The following is a 14,271-nucleotide window of genomic DNA, read 5'->3' on the forward strand; positions in this document are numbered from 1 at the left end:
ATGACGCCTTCGCGGGCAAGCCCGCTCCCACAGGGTTGGGTTGTCCAGCCCGTAAATTGATCACCCACAAAAAAACCGCATCGCTGCGGTTTTTTTGTGTCTTGCGTTCGAGGTTAAACGAACAGCGACAACAACAGAATAAAGCCCAGACCCACCACCGACAGGATGGTTTCCATCGCCGTCCAGGTCTTGAAGGTCTCGGCCACGGTCATGTTGAAGTACTGCTTCACCAGCCAGAAACCGGCGTCGTTGACGTGGGACAGGATCAGCGAACCGGCACCGGTGGCCAGCACCAGCAGCTCACGGTTCACGCCCGGGATCATCCCCACCACCGGCACCACGATGCCCGCGCCAGTGATGGTCGCCACAGTAGCCGAACCCGTCGCGATGCGGATCACCGCCGCCACCAGCCACGCCAGCAGGATCGGCGAGATCTGCGCGCTGACCGCCATGTGGCCGATCACGTCGCCCACGCCGCTGGTCACCAGCATCTGCTTGAAGCCACCGCCGGCACCGATGATCAGGATGATCGCGGCAGTCGGCGCCAGGCTCGCGTCGAGCCATTTGAGCATCTGCTGAGAACCGATGCCCTGCTTGTGACCGAAGGTGTACAGCGACAGCAGCAATGCCAGCAACAGTGCCGAAATCGGGTGACCGATCATGTCCATCCAGGTGCGGAAGAAATGACCGTCCGGCAGCGCCACGTCAGCGAAGGTTTTCAGCAGCATCAGGAACACCGGCAGCAGCACGGTGACCAGGGTGATGCTGAAGCTCGGCAGATTGGCCGAATCGTTTTCACGGGCCAGTTGATCGACCAGTTCCTGGTTCGGATGACCCGGAATGTGCTTGGCGATGAACGTACCGAAGATCGGACCGGCGATGATGGCGGTCGGCAGTGCGACGATCAGACCGTAAAGAATGGTCTTGCCGATGTCGGCACCGAACACGCCGATGGCCAGCAGCGGGCCCGGGTGCGGCGGCACCAGACCGTGCACGGCGGACAGGCCGGCGAGCAGCGGGATACCGATCTTGATGATCGACACACCGGTGCGGCGAGCCACGATGAACACCAGCGGAATCAGCAGCACGAAGCCGATTTCGAAGAACAGCGGAATGCCCACCAGGAACGCGGCGAACATCATCGCCCACTGAACCTTGTCCTTGCCGAAGGCGCGGATCAGGGTCTGGGCGATCTGATCGGCACCGCCGGATTCGGCCATCATCTTGCCGAGCATCGTACCCAGCGCGAGGATGATGCCGACGAAACCGAGCACGCCACCGAAGCCGTCCTGGAACGCCTTGATGATGGTGCCGATCGGCATGCCGGAGGTCAGGCCGAGGAACGCGGCGGCGATGGTCAGGGCAATGAAGGGGTGAATCTTGAATTTGGTGATCAGGACGATGAGTCCGATCACCGTAACCACTGCATCGAGCAGCAGGTAGGCGTCATGGGACATGCCAAACATGAGGGGGTGTCTCCTGGTTTGTTGTTGTTATTAAAGCGGGTTAATCAGAAGTCGCATGGACAGCGCTATCTTCGCAATCACACTCATACCGCCTGTTTCAGGCCATGGGCCTGCCACCAGACGTGGGCTTGCGACGCCAATTCTTCAACGCTGTGGATCGAAGCATTCAGGGCCAGGGTCAGCGGCTCGCCCTTGGGCGACTCGAGGGTGGCGAACTGGCTTTCGATCAAGGTGGCCGGCATGAAGTGGCCCGGACGGTGGGACACACGTTCGGCGGCGACTTCAGGCGTCAATTCGAGGAACACGAAACCCAGGCCCGGCAAGGCGCTGCGCAGCACTTCGCGATAACTGTGTTTGAGGGCCGAGCAAGTCAGCACCGGGCGTTCGCCCAGGGCATCGACGCGACGCAGCTCATCGCACAGGCTGTCGAGCCAGCCGGCACGGTCTTCGTCGTTCAGGGGGATCCCCGCGCTCATCTTTTCGATGTTCGCGGCCGGATGGAAAGTATCGCCTTCAATGGCAGTGGCGCCGCTCAATTGGCACAGGGCCTCGCTGACGCACGTCTTGCCGCAACCGGCAACGCCCATGATGACCAGGGCGGTGATGGGATGATTCATGTAACACCTCAGCGCGCAGACAGCGCTACCTTTGCTAGCTATGACTCTAGTGCACAGGCAGAAGTTGCCGACGCCTTCTTGTCGTTTTTTTGGGTTGCAGCAGGTTTTGTCCGTACGCCAAAAAGCGAGGATCAGGCAGGACCTCGCTTACGCATTTGCAGCTGCATAAGGACAGCGCTACCTTAGTGCCTTGATTTTTGTTTGGCAAGCCGCCCGATGACCACCCCTAAAAACGATAAAAACACCCGCACCACCGGCCGTCCCACCCTTAATGAAGTCGCCCGTCTGGCCGGCGTCAGCCCGATTACCGCTTCCCGCGCCCTGCGTGGGGTCAGCACGGTTGCCACCGAACTGGTGGAAAAAGTCCAGAAAGCCGCGCTGGAACTCAACTACGTGGTCAACCCCGCCGCCCGCGCCCTGGCCTCGGCCCAGAGCCATTCGGTGGTGGTTCTGGTGCCTTCGCTGTCCAACCTTTTATTCATCGACACCCTGGAAGCCATTCATCGGGTACTGACGCCCAAAGGCTTCGAAGTGCTGATCGGCAACTTCCACTATTCCCGCGATGAAGAAGAAAACCTGCTGCGCAACTACATGGCCTATCAGCCACGCGGTTTGCTGCTGACCGGTTTCGACCGCACCGAAAGTTCGCGGCGGATGATCGAGGCCAGCAACATTCCCTGCGTGTACATGATGGAACTGGACAGCGCCGCCGGGGTGAACTGCGTCGGCTTCTCGCAGCTCAGCGCCGGCGAAACGGCTGCCGAACATTTGCTGTCCCGTGGCCGCAAGCGCCTGGCGTACATCGGTGCGCAGCTCGATCAGCGCACCCTGCTGCGCGGTGAAGGCTTTCGCAAAGCGCTACAGAAGGCCGGTCGCTACGATCCGGATCTGGAAGTGCTGACCCCGCGTTCATCGTCCGTAGGTCTGGGTGGCGAGTTGTTCCTGCAATTGCTGGCGGCGCATCCGGATGTCGATGCGATCTTCTTCGGCAATGACGACCTCGCTCAGGGCGCATTGCTTGAAGCGCTGCGCAACCGGATCAAGATCCCCGAGCAAGTGGCGATCCTCGGCTTCAACGACCTGCCGATGTCGGAACACATGGTGCCGCGCCTGAGCAGCATCAACACGCCCCGAGAAGCGATCGGCAAGCGTGCAGCGGAACAGATGCTGACGCTGATGGCCGGCAACAGCGTGGCGCGGCCGGTGGAAGACATGGGCTTCGAACTCAAAATCCGCGAGAGCACCTGACTCAACCGCCCAGCAACTCCACCAGAGCCAGCGCGCCCTTCTGCAACGGCTGGCTCTTGAGCCATACCGCATGCACCGGCAGCACCAGGCCGTTTTCGATGTTGCGGAAATTCAGCCGTTTCAGCCGTCCGCTTTCAAGCCAGGGCTGCACCACCGACAGCGGAAAATTGCCCCAGCCCAACCCTGCCTCGACCATCTCCAGCGCCGTTTCCAGGTTGTCGGTGCGCCAGTGGGATTCGGCCACCAGCGGCCGGGTTTCGCTGATCGGCAAATCACGACTGCCGACGACGATCTGCCGCACATGCACCAGATCCTCGAGAAACAGATCCTGTCCCTGCAACAGCGGGCTATCCGCCGCCAGCGTGGCGATCATTCGCTCACTGCCGACGAACTGAAACCGTTCCAGCACATTCACGCTCAACCCGGCGAACGCCAGGCACACGCTGACCCGGCCACTGTGAAGCATTGCCAGCACATCATCCTGCGGCGCAGTCAGCACTTCGATGTCGAGCAGCGGATGACGCTCGCTGAGGTCCTTGATCGCTGTCAGCAACCGTCGGCGGTCGATATCCGCCGCCACGCCGATCGACAACTTGCTCTCCAGCCCCAGCGACAACTGCACTGCATGTACCTGCAATTGCTTGAGCTGATCGGCGATCAGCCGCGCATGGGGTACCAGCGACAGCGCCATCGCAGTGGGCTGCGGTTCTCGATGGCTGCGATCAAACAGCGAGTAACCGAGTTCGGCCTCCAGATTGCCGATGGCCATGCTCACCGCCGACGGGACTTTGCCCAATGCCCTGGCTGCGGCGGAAAACGAGCCCCGCTCAATCACGGCAAGAAACAGCTCGATGCTTTCACTGTTGAAATTCACGTCTCACACCTATCAATAAAACTGAAAGCTACTGACTTTTTCTGTCACCTCTATTGAAGCTATCTTTCGTCGCCTTCGCCAGTCCCACTGGCCACAAGTCGCAAGAAAGAGGCAATTCCCCATGCAAGGCGTCAAACGCAAACTGGTCTATGTGTCGCTCTATGAAGTGATCGGCATGACCTTCTCGGCCCTTGGCCTGGCCTTGTTGTCCGGCACCTCGCCCGGCAGCACTGGCCCGCTGGCAGTGATCATTACCAGCATCGCCGTGACTTGGAATTTCATTTACACCTCGCTGTTCGAGCGCTGGGAAAGCCGCCAAGTGTCGCGAACCCGCACGGTGAAACGGCGCATTGCCCACGCCGTCGGCTTCCAGCTGACGCTGATCGTGTTCCTGATTCCACTGATCGCCTGGTGGATGAACATCAGTCTGGTGCAGGCCTTTTTGCTGGACCTGGCGCTGATCGTGTTCATCCCTTGCTACACCTTCGCGTTCAACTGGCTGTTCGATAAGGTGTTCGGCCTTCCGGCCTCGGCATTGCCGGATCCGCAGCCCGCGACATAAATCGTTAATTGGTAAGCGAATATTGCAAGAAATCGGCGGTTTTCCCGTGCCAACCGCCGATATAAACAATCCTTGATTTCCGATAGCAGGCTAAGCTTTTCCATCAATAAAAAATGGATCAGCCCATGACTGCAAACGCCCCCGCCGCGCAATGCGACGGCATCGACCCGATACGCGCCGCCGAGATCTCCGCCCGCATCGACCGCCTCCCGGCAGTCGCCACCCTCTGGGGGCTGGTGGCGCTGCTGTCGATCGGTGGTTTTTTCGAACTCTACGACCTGTTCCAGACCGCCTACATCAGCCCCGGCCTGATCCGCGATGGCATCTTCGCCACCGGCAATCAGGGCGTGTTCGGTTTCTCCGATCAGGCTGCGTTCGCCTCGGCGACGTTCCTCGGTTTGTTTCTCGGCGCCAGTCTGCTGAGCCCGATGGCCGATCGGTTCGGTCGGCGGGCGATCTTCACCTTCGCGCTGGTCTGGTACACCGTGGCCACGGTACTGATGGGCGTGCAGAGTTCGGCGTTGGGGATCATCTGCATGCGTTTTCTGGTGGGCATCGGCCTCGGCATCGAACTGGTGACCATCGACGCCTACCTCTCGGAACTGGTGCCCAAGCGCATGCGCAGTTCGGCGTTTGCCTTCGCATTTTTCGTGCAGTTCCTGTCGGTGCCGGCAGTGGCGTTGATGTCCTGGTGGCTGGTGCCGCAAGCGCCGTTCGGGGTGTCCGGCTGGCGTTGGGTGGTGTTGGCGAGCGCGGTGTTTGCACTGTTCATCTGGTGGCTGCGCAAACGTCTGCCGGAGTCGCCGCGCTGGCTGGCGCAGCATGGCCGCTTCGATGAGGCGAACCGGATTCTCGATAACATCGAGGCGCGCTGCGAGAAGGATCACCGCAAGCCATTGGATGCACCGGAAGCGGTAGCCGTCGATGTCGAAGGCAAGGGCCGTTTCGCCGATATCTGGCAACCGCCCTATCGCCGCCGCGCGTTGATGCTGATCGTCTTTCACATTTTCCAGGCGATCGGTTTCTTCGGCTTCGGCAACTGGCTGCCGGCGTTGCTTTCCGGTCAGGGCGTCAGCGTCACTCACAGCCTGATGTACGCGTTCATCATCACCCTCGCCTACCCCCTCGGCCCGCTGCTGTTCGTCAAATTCGCCAACCGTTTCGAGAACAAGTGGCAGATCGTCGGCTCGGCCCTCGGCGCCATGACCTTCGGCACCCTGTTCGCGTTGCAGACCAGCGCCTTCGGCCTGATCTTTTGCGGCGTGATGATTACCTTCTGCAACGCCTGGCTGAGCTTCAGTTATCACTCCTATCAGAGCGAGCTGTTCCCCACCAACATCCGCGCCCGGGCGGTGGGCTTCTGCTATTCGTTCAGTCGCTTGTCGACGGTATTCAGCAGCCTGTTGATCGGTCTGTTCCTCGACCACTTCGGCACACCGGGCGTGTTGGCGTTCATCGTCGCCAGCATGCTGATCGTGATGCTGACCATCGGCTATTTCGGCCCCCGCACCCGAAACCTGGCGCTGGAAAACATTGCCCATCGCTGACGGACAACGGTCATCCTCTGCCGCCCACCGGCAAGGGATGACCGCTTTACCTGTTCACGAAAAACGACAAGCCATTGATAAATATTAATTTATTCAACAGGCACGGTAATTGCTGCCTAGGGCTGACAGTCATTACCTACAGGTTCATTCATCATGTTGGTCAGTGCAAAACAACAACAAATCATTCATCTACCCAAGCAGCTGAATGACGATGCAACCGCCACCGCCGCAGCCGGACTGCAAGGCGGCCTGCACGGCGCGATGCTGCAAACCCTGCAAAACCAGGCCCAGGCGCAAACCGCCGAAGCCACCGCCAAGGTGCAGGAATCGGCCACGCAACTGGCGACCCAGCAAGTCAGCGAAGCCACGCGCATCAGCGACAACGTCGACGAGGCGTTCGCCAAGACCCGTGTCGCTCTGCAAACCTCCGATTCTTCGCAGACCAAATCCACGGGCTCATCGGCTATGGATGAGTTCAAGGACTACATGAGCAAAACGCCGGAACAGCGTCTGCGCGACAGTATCCTCCAGGAAATGGGCCTGACCGAGGACGACATCAAAGCCATGCCGCCGGAGAAACAACTGGCAATCGGCAAAGAGATCGCCGAGCGTCTGCAGGACAAGATGAAGCTGGCCGAAGCCGAGAAGCAGAACAAGCAAGACGCCAACTCGGCGAAGATCAGCGACGAGTCGGCTGACAAGTTCCTCGCCTCACTTTAATACCCGTAGACAGTACTCAATCGAGTACTGTCTGCTCTGTTTCCCGGTGTTTGTCTCGCACACCACCTTGACCACTCATCGGAAAGAACGACTTACCTGTCAGATATGACAGTAGCCATCGTCAGATCAGATCCGTTTAATCGAGCTGGTAGCTGCCATGCATCTACACAAAGATTAATGACGCTGAGCAGGAGTTCATCATGAGAAGGGATGGTTTCGTTGGTCATTTAAAAGCAAAGAGTTTCTTCAACAACGTGGACTTGGGAAAGGACTATGATTCGGAGCGTATCGAATTCACCGTTGATCAGTTCCTTGCCTACGCACCAGTCGGCAATGTGGTCATCGTTTATGGCGTCCCGATCTCGGAGGGCCTCAACACCATCCGGGTGGGGACGGGCCACAATGGCCTCATGACATATCTGGGATACCATTGCGACGGGGAGGTAAGGTTGACAGTTGATCCTACTTTCGCTCATCACACTGCGACTTTCACTGTGTACTATTACGATGGCATAGGCCGGCTCTTGAAGTTAGAGGGAGAGTTTGACGGAACGTATGACCTACTGTAACAAGCATCAAGGGCTCTGAATGTTGCCAGAGCCCTTGATTCTAATCGAGGCTTACTGAACGAGCGGCATTACCATCACTCGCAGACTTAATTAATTTAGCTGCAACGTCTCGTTGAACTGGCTGATCGCATCCACCACATGCCGCGAGCCCTGCTGAATCTCCCGAATCGCATCCCCCGCCTCGTTCGCCAGTTCCACCCCGAGCCCGGTGCGGCTCAGGCTCGACTGCATGCTCGACACTGCGCTCAATGACAACTCGTGGTTCTTGCGCACCACATCAACGATCTCCAGGGTTGCCTGACTGGTCCGCGCCGCGAGGCTGCGCACCTCGTCCGCCACCACGGCAAAACCCCGCCCGTGCTCACCCGCCCGCGCCGCTTCAATGGCGGCGTTGAGCGCCAGCAGGTTGGTCTGATCGGCAATGCCGCGAATGGTCTGAACGATGGTGCCGATGATGTCCGACTGTTTGCTGACCGCATCGATGCTCAGCGCCGCTTCGTTGAGGTCGCGGGAAATGTCCTGAATGATCTGCACCGTTTGCTGCACGACCTGTGAGCCTTTTTGCGCACAGGCGTCGTTTTGTACCGAGGTGCTGTGAGCCGATTCCGCAGCAGTCTGTAAGGTAGTCATCTGGTGGGTGATGTCGCTGGCGAACTTCACCACTTTGTACAACCGGCCCTTGGCGTCGAACAGCGGGTTGTAAGAAGCTTCGAGGTAAACGGTCTGCCCGGACTTGTTCTTGCGCTCGAAGCGGTGCGAGTGATATTCGCCGCGATTGAGCGAAGCCCAGAACGCCTTGTATTGCGCGGATTCGGCTTCGACCCGGTGACAGAACAGACTGTGGTGATGGCCGACGATTTCGTTGAGCGAGTACTGCATGGTTTTGAGAAAGTTGTCGTTGGCCGTGATCACATTGCCTTCCGGGGTGAACTCGATCACCGCCATAGAGCGACCGATGGCGGCCAGCATGCTCTCCTCTTCCTTCTCCTTGTTCACTCGCGCGGTGATGTCCGCCGCCACTTTGATCACACTTCGGACCTGTTTGTCCGGGCCATACACCGGCATGTAACTGGCTTCGAGCCAGATCTCCCGACCGCTTTTGTTCAAACGCAGGAAAGTGCCGCTGATGGGTTCGCCCCGGGCCAGGTCACGCCACAATTTGGCGTATTCCTCGCTGCGGTAAAACTCCTCTTCACAAAAGATCCGGTGGTGTTTGCCACGCACTTCATCGGCGCTGTAGCCCATGGTCTTGCAGAAGTTGTCATTGGCATCCAGAACGATGCCCTCGGGGGTGAATTCGATCATTGCCATCGAACGGCTGATCGCCGCCAGCTTGGCGTTGGCTTCGGTCAGGGCACAGCTGAAACGTTCGATTTCCTGCAGATCAGCCTTGTGATGTAGGTTGAACATGTCTCTATCACCTTCCGCGCGTTCTTTTGATTTGATGAAAGTTCAGGTCTTTCAGAATCCACCACTACGTTCCACAGAACAGGCACACGCCTTCCTCCACGGGAGGAAGTTGTCAGGTGATAAACGATGACTAATCAAAGAGTCCATGCAGCGACGCTCTAATCAAGACATCCTTTTCTTGATAGCCCGCAGGCGGGCCATTCCTAACATGCAGAAGAACTTCCATTTAAAAAACAGCTCCTTGTCGGTCAAGTGTCGGTGCCTTGGATTGCGCACTCTGGCAGCTTTGTTCACGGCTAACCGATTGCCGTCGGAGCGCTTTGAATGGCGGTCGACATAGTTAGTTATGAATGAGCATAGACAGCGCAAGGCCTTGCGCAAGGCCACTAGTCGGCCAGTAATGCGGGAGTTCGGACAGGAAGCGGACAAGAAACGGTTCAGCGCAAAAACGTTTTTGCCGGTCGGACGCCATCGCGGGNTGGGAGCGGGCTTGCCCGCGATGGCGTCGGTGCAGCACTACAGAAATATCGGAAAGAACTACAGACTCCCACTCACCTTGTTCGCCACATCACCCGGCACCCAAGGCTTCCACACTTGCGGTTGATCGCGCAGGAACGCCTCGGCAACCTGGCGTGGTTGCTGGCGCTTCTCGCTCATCCCGGCCAGGGTCTGGTTCAACAGATCGATCGGCAAGTCGACCTTTTCAAAGAACGTCACCAGCTCCGGATACTGCGCCTTGAACGGCGCCGACACGCCAATCGCCAGGCTCGCCGGCATCGAACGGGTGCCTCTCGGATTGGGGTTGTTGGCATCGGCCAGGGTTTTCCAGGCTTCGGCGTCGAACGGTGGCTCTTCCAGCTTCACCAGTTTGAAGCGACCGAGCAGCGGCGTCGGCGACCAGTAGTAGAACAGCACCGGTTTGCCCCGCTTGATCGACGACGCCACCTCGGCATCCAGCGCCGCGCCGGAGCCGGTGCGGAAGTTGACGTAACTGTCGTTCAACGCATACGCCTTGAGTTTCTGGCTGTTGACGATTTCAGAGGTCCAGCCGGTCGGGCTGTTGAGGAAGCGCCCGCGGCTCGGGTCTTCCGGGTCCTTGAACACATCCTTGTAGCGCGGCAGATCGGCCACGGATTTCAGTTCCGGCGCCAGCGGTTTGATCCCGCGCTCCGGGTCGCCCTTGATCACGTATTCCGGCACCCACCAGCCTTCGGTGGCGCCCTTCACCGTGTCGCCGAGGCCAAACACCTTGCCCTCGGCGGCAGCCTTGACCCACGCGGGACTACGCCCTGCCCACTCTTCGCCGATCACCTGAATGTCGTTTTTCGCCAGCGCCGCCTCCAGGCTGACGGTGCTGCCCGGCAGGGTGTCGGTCGGGTAGCCGTAGCCTTTCTCGACGATCAGGCGCAGCACTTCGGTGATGAAACTGCCGCTTTCCCAGGTGATGTCACCGAAGTGGATCGGCGCGGTTTTTTCCGCTGCCACGGCGTGGCCGGCGGTCAGGGTCAGGGCCAGCAGCGAACTGCCGAGCAGGGTTTTGAGCGATCTCATGCGGACCTCTTGTTCTGGGAGGAAATCAGGGTTTGGTTGGCGCTGTGGCGGTTGCACAAGGCCTGGGAGCGGGTCATGTACAGGCTCACCGAACGTTGGGAGATACCCAGTTCAGCGGCGATTTGCGGGTAGGTCAGGCCGTCGATTCGCGCCAGCAGGAAGGTCGAACGGACTTTGCCCGGCAGGCGCTGGAGCGTCCGGTCCAGGTGCTTGAGGCTCTGCGACAGGTCGGCGAGTTCTTCGGGAGACGGCGGGTGATCGAAGTCACCCTGATGAAGCTGATGCAAATGCCGACGCTCCAGATCACGCCGCCGCCAGCGCTCGTACAGCAGGCGTTGGGCGATGGTGGTGAGCAAGGCGCGGGGTTCACGGATGGCGGTCAGGCCCGGCGATTCGAGCAGTTGCGCGAAGGTTTCGGCGGCGATGTCTTCGGCGGTGGCCGCATCATTCGATTGCCGACGCAGACGTGTGCACAACCACTGGTAATGGTCGCCAAACAACGTGTGCACATGATTGCGATGGGATGAGTCGGCGCCGGACATGGGGGCTCCTTGGTCAAGGGTCGCTGAATGTCCGGTCGTCCGGTGGCGCGATCCTAGCAAGGCGCCTTATGCGTTAAAAATACTTAAAAAGAATTTTTATATTCCATTAGTGAATTACAAGAGACTGCTAGCGCAAGCGGCCATAACCCAGTTCTTCGGCCTCGCGCTGATAATCCAGCAGGACGAGGTAATCACTTTCACTGGCGGGCAGGACTTCGGGCAAACCGAGGATGCGGGCCACATCGGGCAGGTCTTGAAGGCTGCGATTCATCGCCCGGCGCAGGTGTTCAATCTGTTCGTCCGTCGTGCTGGCAGCGGTGATGAAGGGCAAGGTCGGGCTGAACGCACTGCGTGCCACCACCCGCAAGCCGCTGACCTCTGCGGCGGCGTATTGCGCCAGATACGCAAAGGTCACGCTGTCGATGGCCGCCAGATCGGCGCGGTCTTCGCGCAACCAGCGCAGGCTTTCGCGATGCCCGCCACTGATGCCCACAGAGGCGAAAAACTGACCGTCCCGAAGCAGCGGCGCCAAACGCTGACGCAACAGGTTCATGCCGCTGTTGGAGTCCTCGCTGTTGATCACCCCGCGACTGTCGAAGAACTCCGCCAGATTGCGGCGCGGATCATCGGCACGGGTGAGGATCAGGCTGCAATGATTGCCGGCAGTGGCGTCAGGCAATTCGTAACGCGGACGACCGACAATCCTGACCTGCCCACGCAGCGCGGTCATCAGCGGATAGCCGCAGGTCTGGGTCAGCAACAAATCAGGCGAGCGCCAAAGTTCAAGCAACGACAAGCCGTCGGCATCGAGCCGCGAACGGCCGAGGTGTTCGAGAATCCGCGCCAGCCACTGCTCGTTCGCCGCGCGAATCGGCTCGGGTGCGATGTACATCAACAGTTCTGCGTAACCTGACGTCATGGTCGCCTCAAATAAACGGATGCTGCGGGCTGTCGACCGGCTTGATGCCGTGCCGGCGCCACAGTTGCCCATAACCTTGCACCAGAAACCCGCCGCTGCGCGCCACCCACTGTTCCCGGCGCATGCGGTAGGCCTCGGGCAAGTCGTACCACGAAAGCTTCGGCAAGTCGTGATGCACCAGATGGAAATTCAGGTTCAGGAACAGCCAGCGCCACGGCCATCCGGCTTCGTTGAGCACCGTGCGCTGCTCCGGTTGCGTGTGCGGTCGGTGTTCATAGTAGGAGCGAACCATCGCGATCGACAGCGCCGGGACGCTGATCAAAAACAGGTAATGCCACACCGGCAACACGCTGTAGCGGGCGATGAAAAAAAGCATCAGCACGGTCAGGGCGCCGTGGGTCAACCACATCAGCCAGGCCTGGCGCTCGCCGCTTTTCAGACGTTGCAGTTCTTCACCGGCCAGCGCCAGCAACGCCAGCGGCGCGCCAAGAATGAATCGGCCCAATACGGTTTTGTTCAGCCAGTGCAGGCTGCGTTCGAACAACGAACGGCCCTGCCAGCGCTCGGCACTCAAGTAACGGCTTTCGGGATCGACGCCGGGAATCGTCAGGTCTTCATCGCGATGGTGCTGCAAATGGCTGTCGCGATAGAGCGTGTAGGGATACCACACCGCAAACGGCGCATAGCCGAGGATTTTGTTGACGAAGGTCCAGCGCGTCGGATGACCGTGAAGCAATTCGTGCTGCACCGACAGCCACAGCACCAGTAACGGAATCAGCAGCAGCGTGCTCCACCAGACGCCGAGCCATTCGCTGCCCAGCACAATCGCGAACCAGCCACCATATACGCCAATCAGCAGCAGCCAGGTCGGCCACTCGGTGCGGGCGGTGAAGCGCTGGCGCAGGGTTTCGATCTGTAGGCGATGGGCATCGTCGAAATAGTGGGGCATGGCGTGGCTCGGAACGAGGGTCTGATCGTTCTGTGCAACACCAACGGGAAATCTTGCAGATTATTTTTGCGGGCTGTTTTCAAGGCAAGACAGGAGCCCGGATCCGGGCTCCCGAACGGCGTGATCAATGGCCAAAGATGTCGACTTTTTTCGCCCTCTTCTCGTGGCGTTTTTCGATGGCGGTCTTGGCTGGTTTCTTCTTCGCGGCTTTCTTCGAATCCATACCTTTGGACATGATGCGTACTCCACTCAGAGGGGATGTGAGATCAGGTATACACCTATCCCGGCGGGCACGTTGTTTTATAATCCGCGGCTTTTGCACCGGCAGTCCGATTCATGACCGACATCCGTTACAGCCAGCTCGACGACCTCTCCTGGCCGTTGATGAACAAGTTCTACCGCCAGCATCAATCGTCGATGAAAGCCGTGCGCGAGGCGCAATTGTGGGTGGCGCGGCGGGAGGAAATCGTGGCGGCGCTGTGCCTGCGGCCGGTGTTCGGCGGACATTGGTTGACCGGGTTGTTCGTCGATCCGGCCTGCCGTGAGCAAGGCATTGCCGCACAGCTGATTGCCGAAGCGGTGAAGGACGTCGAGGGGCCGGTGTGGTTGTTCTGCCACCCGGACTTGCGCGGATTCTACGAGCGGCGCAGCTTCACCTTCGACCCCGCCCTGCCCCAGGCCATGGCCGAACGCTTGAGCCGGTATGCGCGGAGCAAGCCGATGATTGCCATGGAACTGGCACCGCGCGCGGGCTAGTCAGTCGTCAGCGTTGGGATCGAGATCCGGAAACATCACTTCGGTAAAACCGAACTTGCTGAAATCGGTAATGCGCGACGGGTACAGCCGCCCGATCAGGTGATCGCATTCATGCTGTACCACCCGCGCATGGAACCCTGAGGCCTCCCGCGAGATCGGCCCACCCTTGGGGTCGACGCCTTCGTAAAGGATCCGCTGGTATCGATCCACCGCGCCCCGCAGGCCCGGCACCGACAGGCAGCCTTCGAAGCCCTCTTCCATCAGCGGACTGAGCGGCGTGATCAGCGGGTTGATCAGGATCGTCTGCGACACTGCTTCGGCGTCCGGATAACGCTCGCTGTGCTCGAAACCGAAGATCACCAGTTGCAGATCGACACCGATCTGCGGCGCGGCGAGACCGACGCCGCCGACGCTTTCCATGGTCTGGAACATGTCGTCGATCAATTGCCACAGCTCGGGACTGTCGAGCATTTCGGCGGGCACTGGCGGGGCGATGCGCAACAGGCGGTCATCGCCCATCTTCAGGATTTCACGGATCATG

The 14,271-nt window shown here is 59.5% G+C and carries 15 protein-coding genes and 1 pseudogene; 6 read left to right on the top strand and 10 right to left on the bottom strand.

Annotated elements, in window-relative coordinates; genetic code table 11:
- Positions 1 to 113 precede the first annotated feature (113 nt).
- Complete coding sequence (locus ACTJK9_RS12045) at positions 114 to 1,466, bottom strand: GntP family permease (protein WP_085610768.1); 1,353 nt, start codon at positions 1,464 to 1,466, stop codon at positions 114 to 116.
- 83 nt (positions 1,467 to 1,549) lie between these two features.
- Positions 1,550 to 2,083: a gluconokinase gene (locus tag ACTJK9_RS12050; RefSeq protein ID WP_064598881.1), complete on the bottom strand. Its 534-nt coding sequence runs from the start codon at positions 2,081 to 2,083 to the stop codon at positions 1,550 to 1,552.
- 216 nt (positions 2,084 to 2,299) lie between these two features.
- Between ACTJK9_RS12050 and ACTJK9_RS12055 the strand changes: the two genes are divergently transcribed.
- Entirely contained in the window at positions 2,300 to 3,331 is a 1,032-nt protein-coding gene (locus ACTJK9_RS12055) for a LacI family DNA-binding transcriptional regulator (protein ID WP_064598883.1), read from the top strand.
- 1 nt (position 3,332) lies between these two features.
- On the opposite strand, the gene ACTJK9_RS12060 is transcribed toward ACTJK9_RS12055, so the two are convergent.
- Positions 3,333 to 4,205 (bottom strand): LysR family transcriptional regulator, encoded by an 873-nt coding sequence (locus ACTJK9_RS12060; protein WP_440814018.1) that lies wholly within the window; start codon positions 4,203 to 4,205, stop codon positions 3,333 to 3,335.
- A gap of 121 nt (positions 4,206 to 4,326) precedes the next feature.
- Here ACTJK9_RS12060 and ACTJK9_RS12065 point away from each other — a divergent pair, with 121 nt between their 5' ends.
- From ACTJK9_RS12065 to ACTJK9_RS12080, 4 genes are all read left to right on the top strand, one after another.
- Positions 4,327 to 4,767: a PACE efflux transporter gene (locus ACTJK9_RS12065; protein ID WP_201816129.1), complete on the top strand. Its 441-nt coding sequence runs from the start codon at positions 4,327 to 4,329 to the stop codon at positions 4,765 to 4,767.
- A 125-nt stretch (positions 4,768 to 4,892) separates the two neighbouring features.
- Positions 4,893 to 6,314 (top strand): MFS transporter, encoded by a 1,422-nt coding sequence (locus ACTJK9_RS12070; protein WP_440814021.1) that lies wholly within the window; start codon positions 4,893 to 4,895, stop codon positions 6,312 to 6,314.
- Positions 6,315 to 6,467: 153 nt separating this feature from the next.
- Positions 6,468 to 7,034: a hypothetical protein gene (locus ACTJK9_RS12075; RefSeq protein WP_085647327.1), complete on the top strand. Its 567-nt coding sequence runs from the start codon at positions 6,468 to 6,470 to the stop codon at positions 7,032 to 7,034.
- A 200-nt stretch (positions 7,035 to 7,234) separates the two neighbouring features.
- Positions 7,235 to 7,603: a hypothetical protein gene (locus ACTJK9_RS12080; RefSeq protein WP_085610773.1), complete on the top strand. Its 369-nt coding sequence runs from the start codon at positions 7,235 to 7,237 to the stop codon at positions 7,601 to 7,603.
- 90 nt (positions 7,604 to 7,693) lie between these two features.
- On the opposite strand, the gene ACTJK9_RS12085 is transcribed toward ACTJK9_RS12080, so the two are convergent.
- The 6 genes and pseudogenes from ACTJK9_RS12085 to ACTJK9_RS12110 all read right to left on the bottom strand — a co-directional run bounded on the left by ACTJK9_RS12085 (position 7,694) and on the right by ACTJK9_RS12110 (position 12,974).
- On the bottom strand, positions 7,694 to 8,233 hold the full coding sequence (locus ACTJK9_RS12085) for a methyl-accepting chemotaxis protein (RefSeq protein ID WP_371320920.1): 540 nt from the start codon (positions 8,231 to 8,233) through the stop codon (positions 7,694 to 7,696).
- A gap of 9 nt (positions 8,234 to 8,242) precedes the next feature.
- Positions 8,243 to 9,013 (bottom strand): annotated as a pseudogene (locus ACTJK9_RS12090) (PAS domain-containing protein); the annotation flags it as partial.
- 537 nt (positions 9,014 to 9,550) lie between these two features.
- On the bottom strand, positions 9,551 to 10,564 hold the full coding sequence (locus ACTJK9_RS12095) for an ABC transporter substrate-binding protein (protein ID WP_064598898.1): 1,014 nt from the start codon (positions 10,562 to 10,564) through the stop codon (positions 9,551 to 9,553).
- A complete protein-coding gene (locus ACTJK9_RS12100) occupies positions 10,561 to 11,106 on the bottom strand; it encodes a sigma-70 family RNA polymerase sigma factor (RefSeq protein WP_085647325.1) in 546 nt (181 codons plus the stop codon). The genes ACTJK9_RS12095 and ACTJK9_RS12100 overlap by 4 nt, the downstream gene beginning before the upstream one ends.
- A 127-nt stretch (positions 11,107 to 11,233) precedes the next feature.
- Positions 11,234 to 12,025, bottom strand: coding sequence for a phosphate/phosphite/phosphonate ABC transporter substrate-binding protein (locus tag ACTJK9_RS12105; protein ID WP_440814026.1), 792 nt, complete (start codon positions 12,023 to 12,025; stop codon positions 11,234 to 11,236).
- Positions 12,026 to 12,032: 7 nt separating this feature from the next.
- Positions 12,033 to 12,974, bottom strand: coding sequence for a fatty acid desaturase (locus tag ACTJK9_RS12110; RefSeq protein WP_440814028.1), 942 nt, complete (start codon positions 12,972 to 12,974; stop codon positions 12,033 to 12,035).
- A gap of 336 nt (positions 12,975 to 13,310) precedes the next feature.
- On the opposite strand from ACTJK9_RS12110, the gene ACTJK9_RS12115 reads away from it, so the two are divergent.
- On the top strand, positions 13,311 to 13,730 hold the full coding sequence (locus tag ACTJK9_RS12115; RefSeq protein WP_085610778.1) for a GNAT family N-acetyltransferase: 420 nt from the start codon (positions 13,311 to 13,313) through the stop codon (positions 13,728 to 13,730).
- Here ACTJK9_RS12115 and def read toward each other — a convergent pair whose 3' ends face one another.
- On the bottom strand, positions 13,731 to 14,270 hold the full coding sequence (def, locus tag ACTJK9_RS12120; protein WP_440814032.1) for a peptide deformylase: 540 nt from the start codon (positions 14,268 to 14,270) through the stop codon (positions 13,731 to 13,733).
- Position 14,271 lies beyond the last annotated feature (1 nt).

This window comes from Pseudomonas sp. 22082, from assembly GCF_052046055.1.
Lineage (GTDB): Bacteria > Pseudomonadota > Gammaproteobacteria > Pseudomonadales > Pseudomonadaceae > Aquipseudomonas > Aquipseudomonas pharyngis.

Coding starts and splice junctions, on each gene's coding strand:
- ACTJK9_RS12045 (WP_085610768.1), bottom strand. CDS start 1,466: ATGTTTGGCATGTCCCATGACGCCTACCTGCTGCTCGATGCAGTGGTT.
- ACTJK9_RS12050 (WP_064598881.1), bottom strand. CDS start 2,083: ATGAATCATCCCATCACCGCCCTGGTCATCATGGGCGTTGCCGGTTGC.
- ACTJK9_RS12055 (WP_064598883.1), top strand. CDS start 2,300: ATGACCACCCCTAAAAACGATAAAAACACCCGCACCACCGGCCGTCCC.
- ACTJK9_RS12065 (WP_201816129.1), top strand. CDS start 4,327: ATGCAAGGCGTCAAACGCAAACTGGTCTATGTGTCGCTCTATGAAGTG.
- ACTJK9_RS12070 (WP_440814021.1), top strand. CDS start 4,893: ATGACTGCAAACGCCCCCGCCGCGCAATGCGACGGCATCGACCCGATA.
- ACTJK9_RS12075 (WP_085647327.1), top strand. CDS start 6,468: ATGTTGGTCAGTGCAAAACAACAACAAATCATTCATCTACCCAAGCAG.
- ACTJK9_RS12080 (WP_085610773.1), top strand. CDS start 7,235: ATGAGAAGGGATGGTTTCGTTGGTCATTTAAAAGCAAAGAGTTTCTTC.
- ACTJK9_RS12085 (WP_371320920.1), bottom strand. CDS start 8,233: ATGACTACCTTACAGACTGCTGCGGAATCGGCTCACAGCACCTCGGTA.
- ACTJK9_RS12095 (WP_064598898.1), bottom strand. CDS start 10,564: ATGAGATCGCTCAAAACCCTGCTCGGCAGTTCGCTGCTGGCCCTGACC.
- ACTJK9_RS12100 (WP_085647325.1), bottom strand. CDS start 11,106: ATGTCCGGCGCCGACTCATCCCATCGCAATCATGTGCACACGTTGTTT.
- ACTJK9_RS12105 (WP_440814026.1), bottom strand. CDS start 12,025: ATGACGTCAGGTTACGCAGAACTGTTGATGTACATCGCACCCGAGCCG.
- ACTJK9_RS12110 (WP_440814028.1), bottom strand. CDS start 12,974: ATGCCCCACTATTTCGACGATGCCCATCGCCTACAGATCGAAACCCTG.
- ACTJK9_RS12115 (WP_085610778.1), top strand. CDS start 13,311: ATGACCGACATCCGTTACAGCCAGCTCGACGACCTCTCCTGGCCGTTG.
- def (WP_440814032.1), bottom strand. CDS start 14,270: ATGATCCGTGAAATCCTGAAGATGGGCGATGACCGCCTGTTGCGCATC.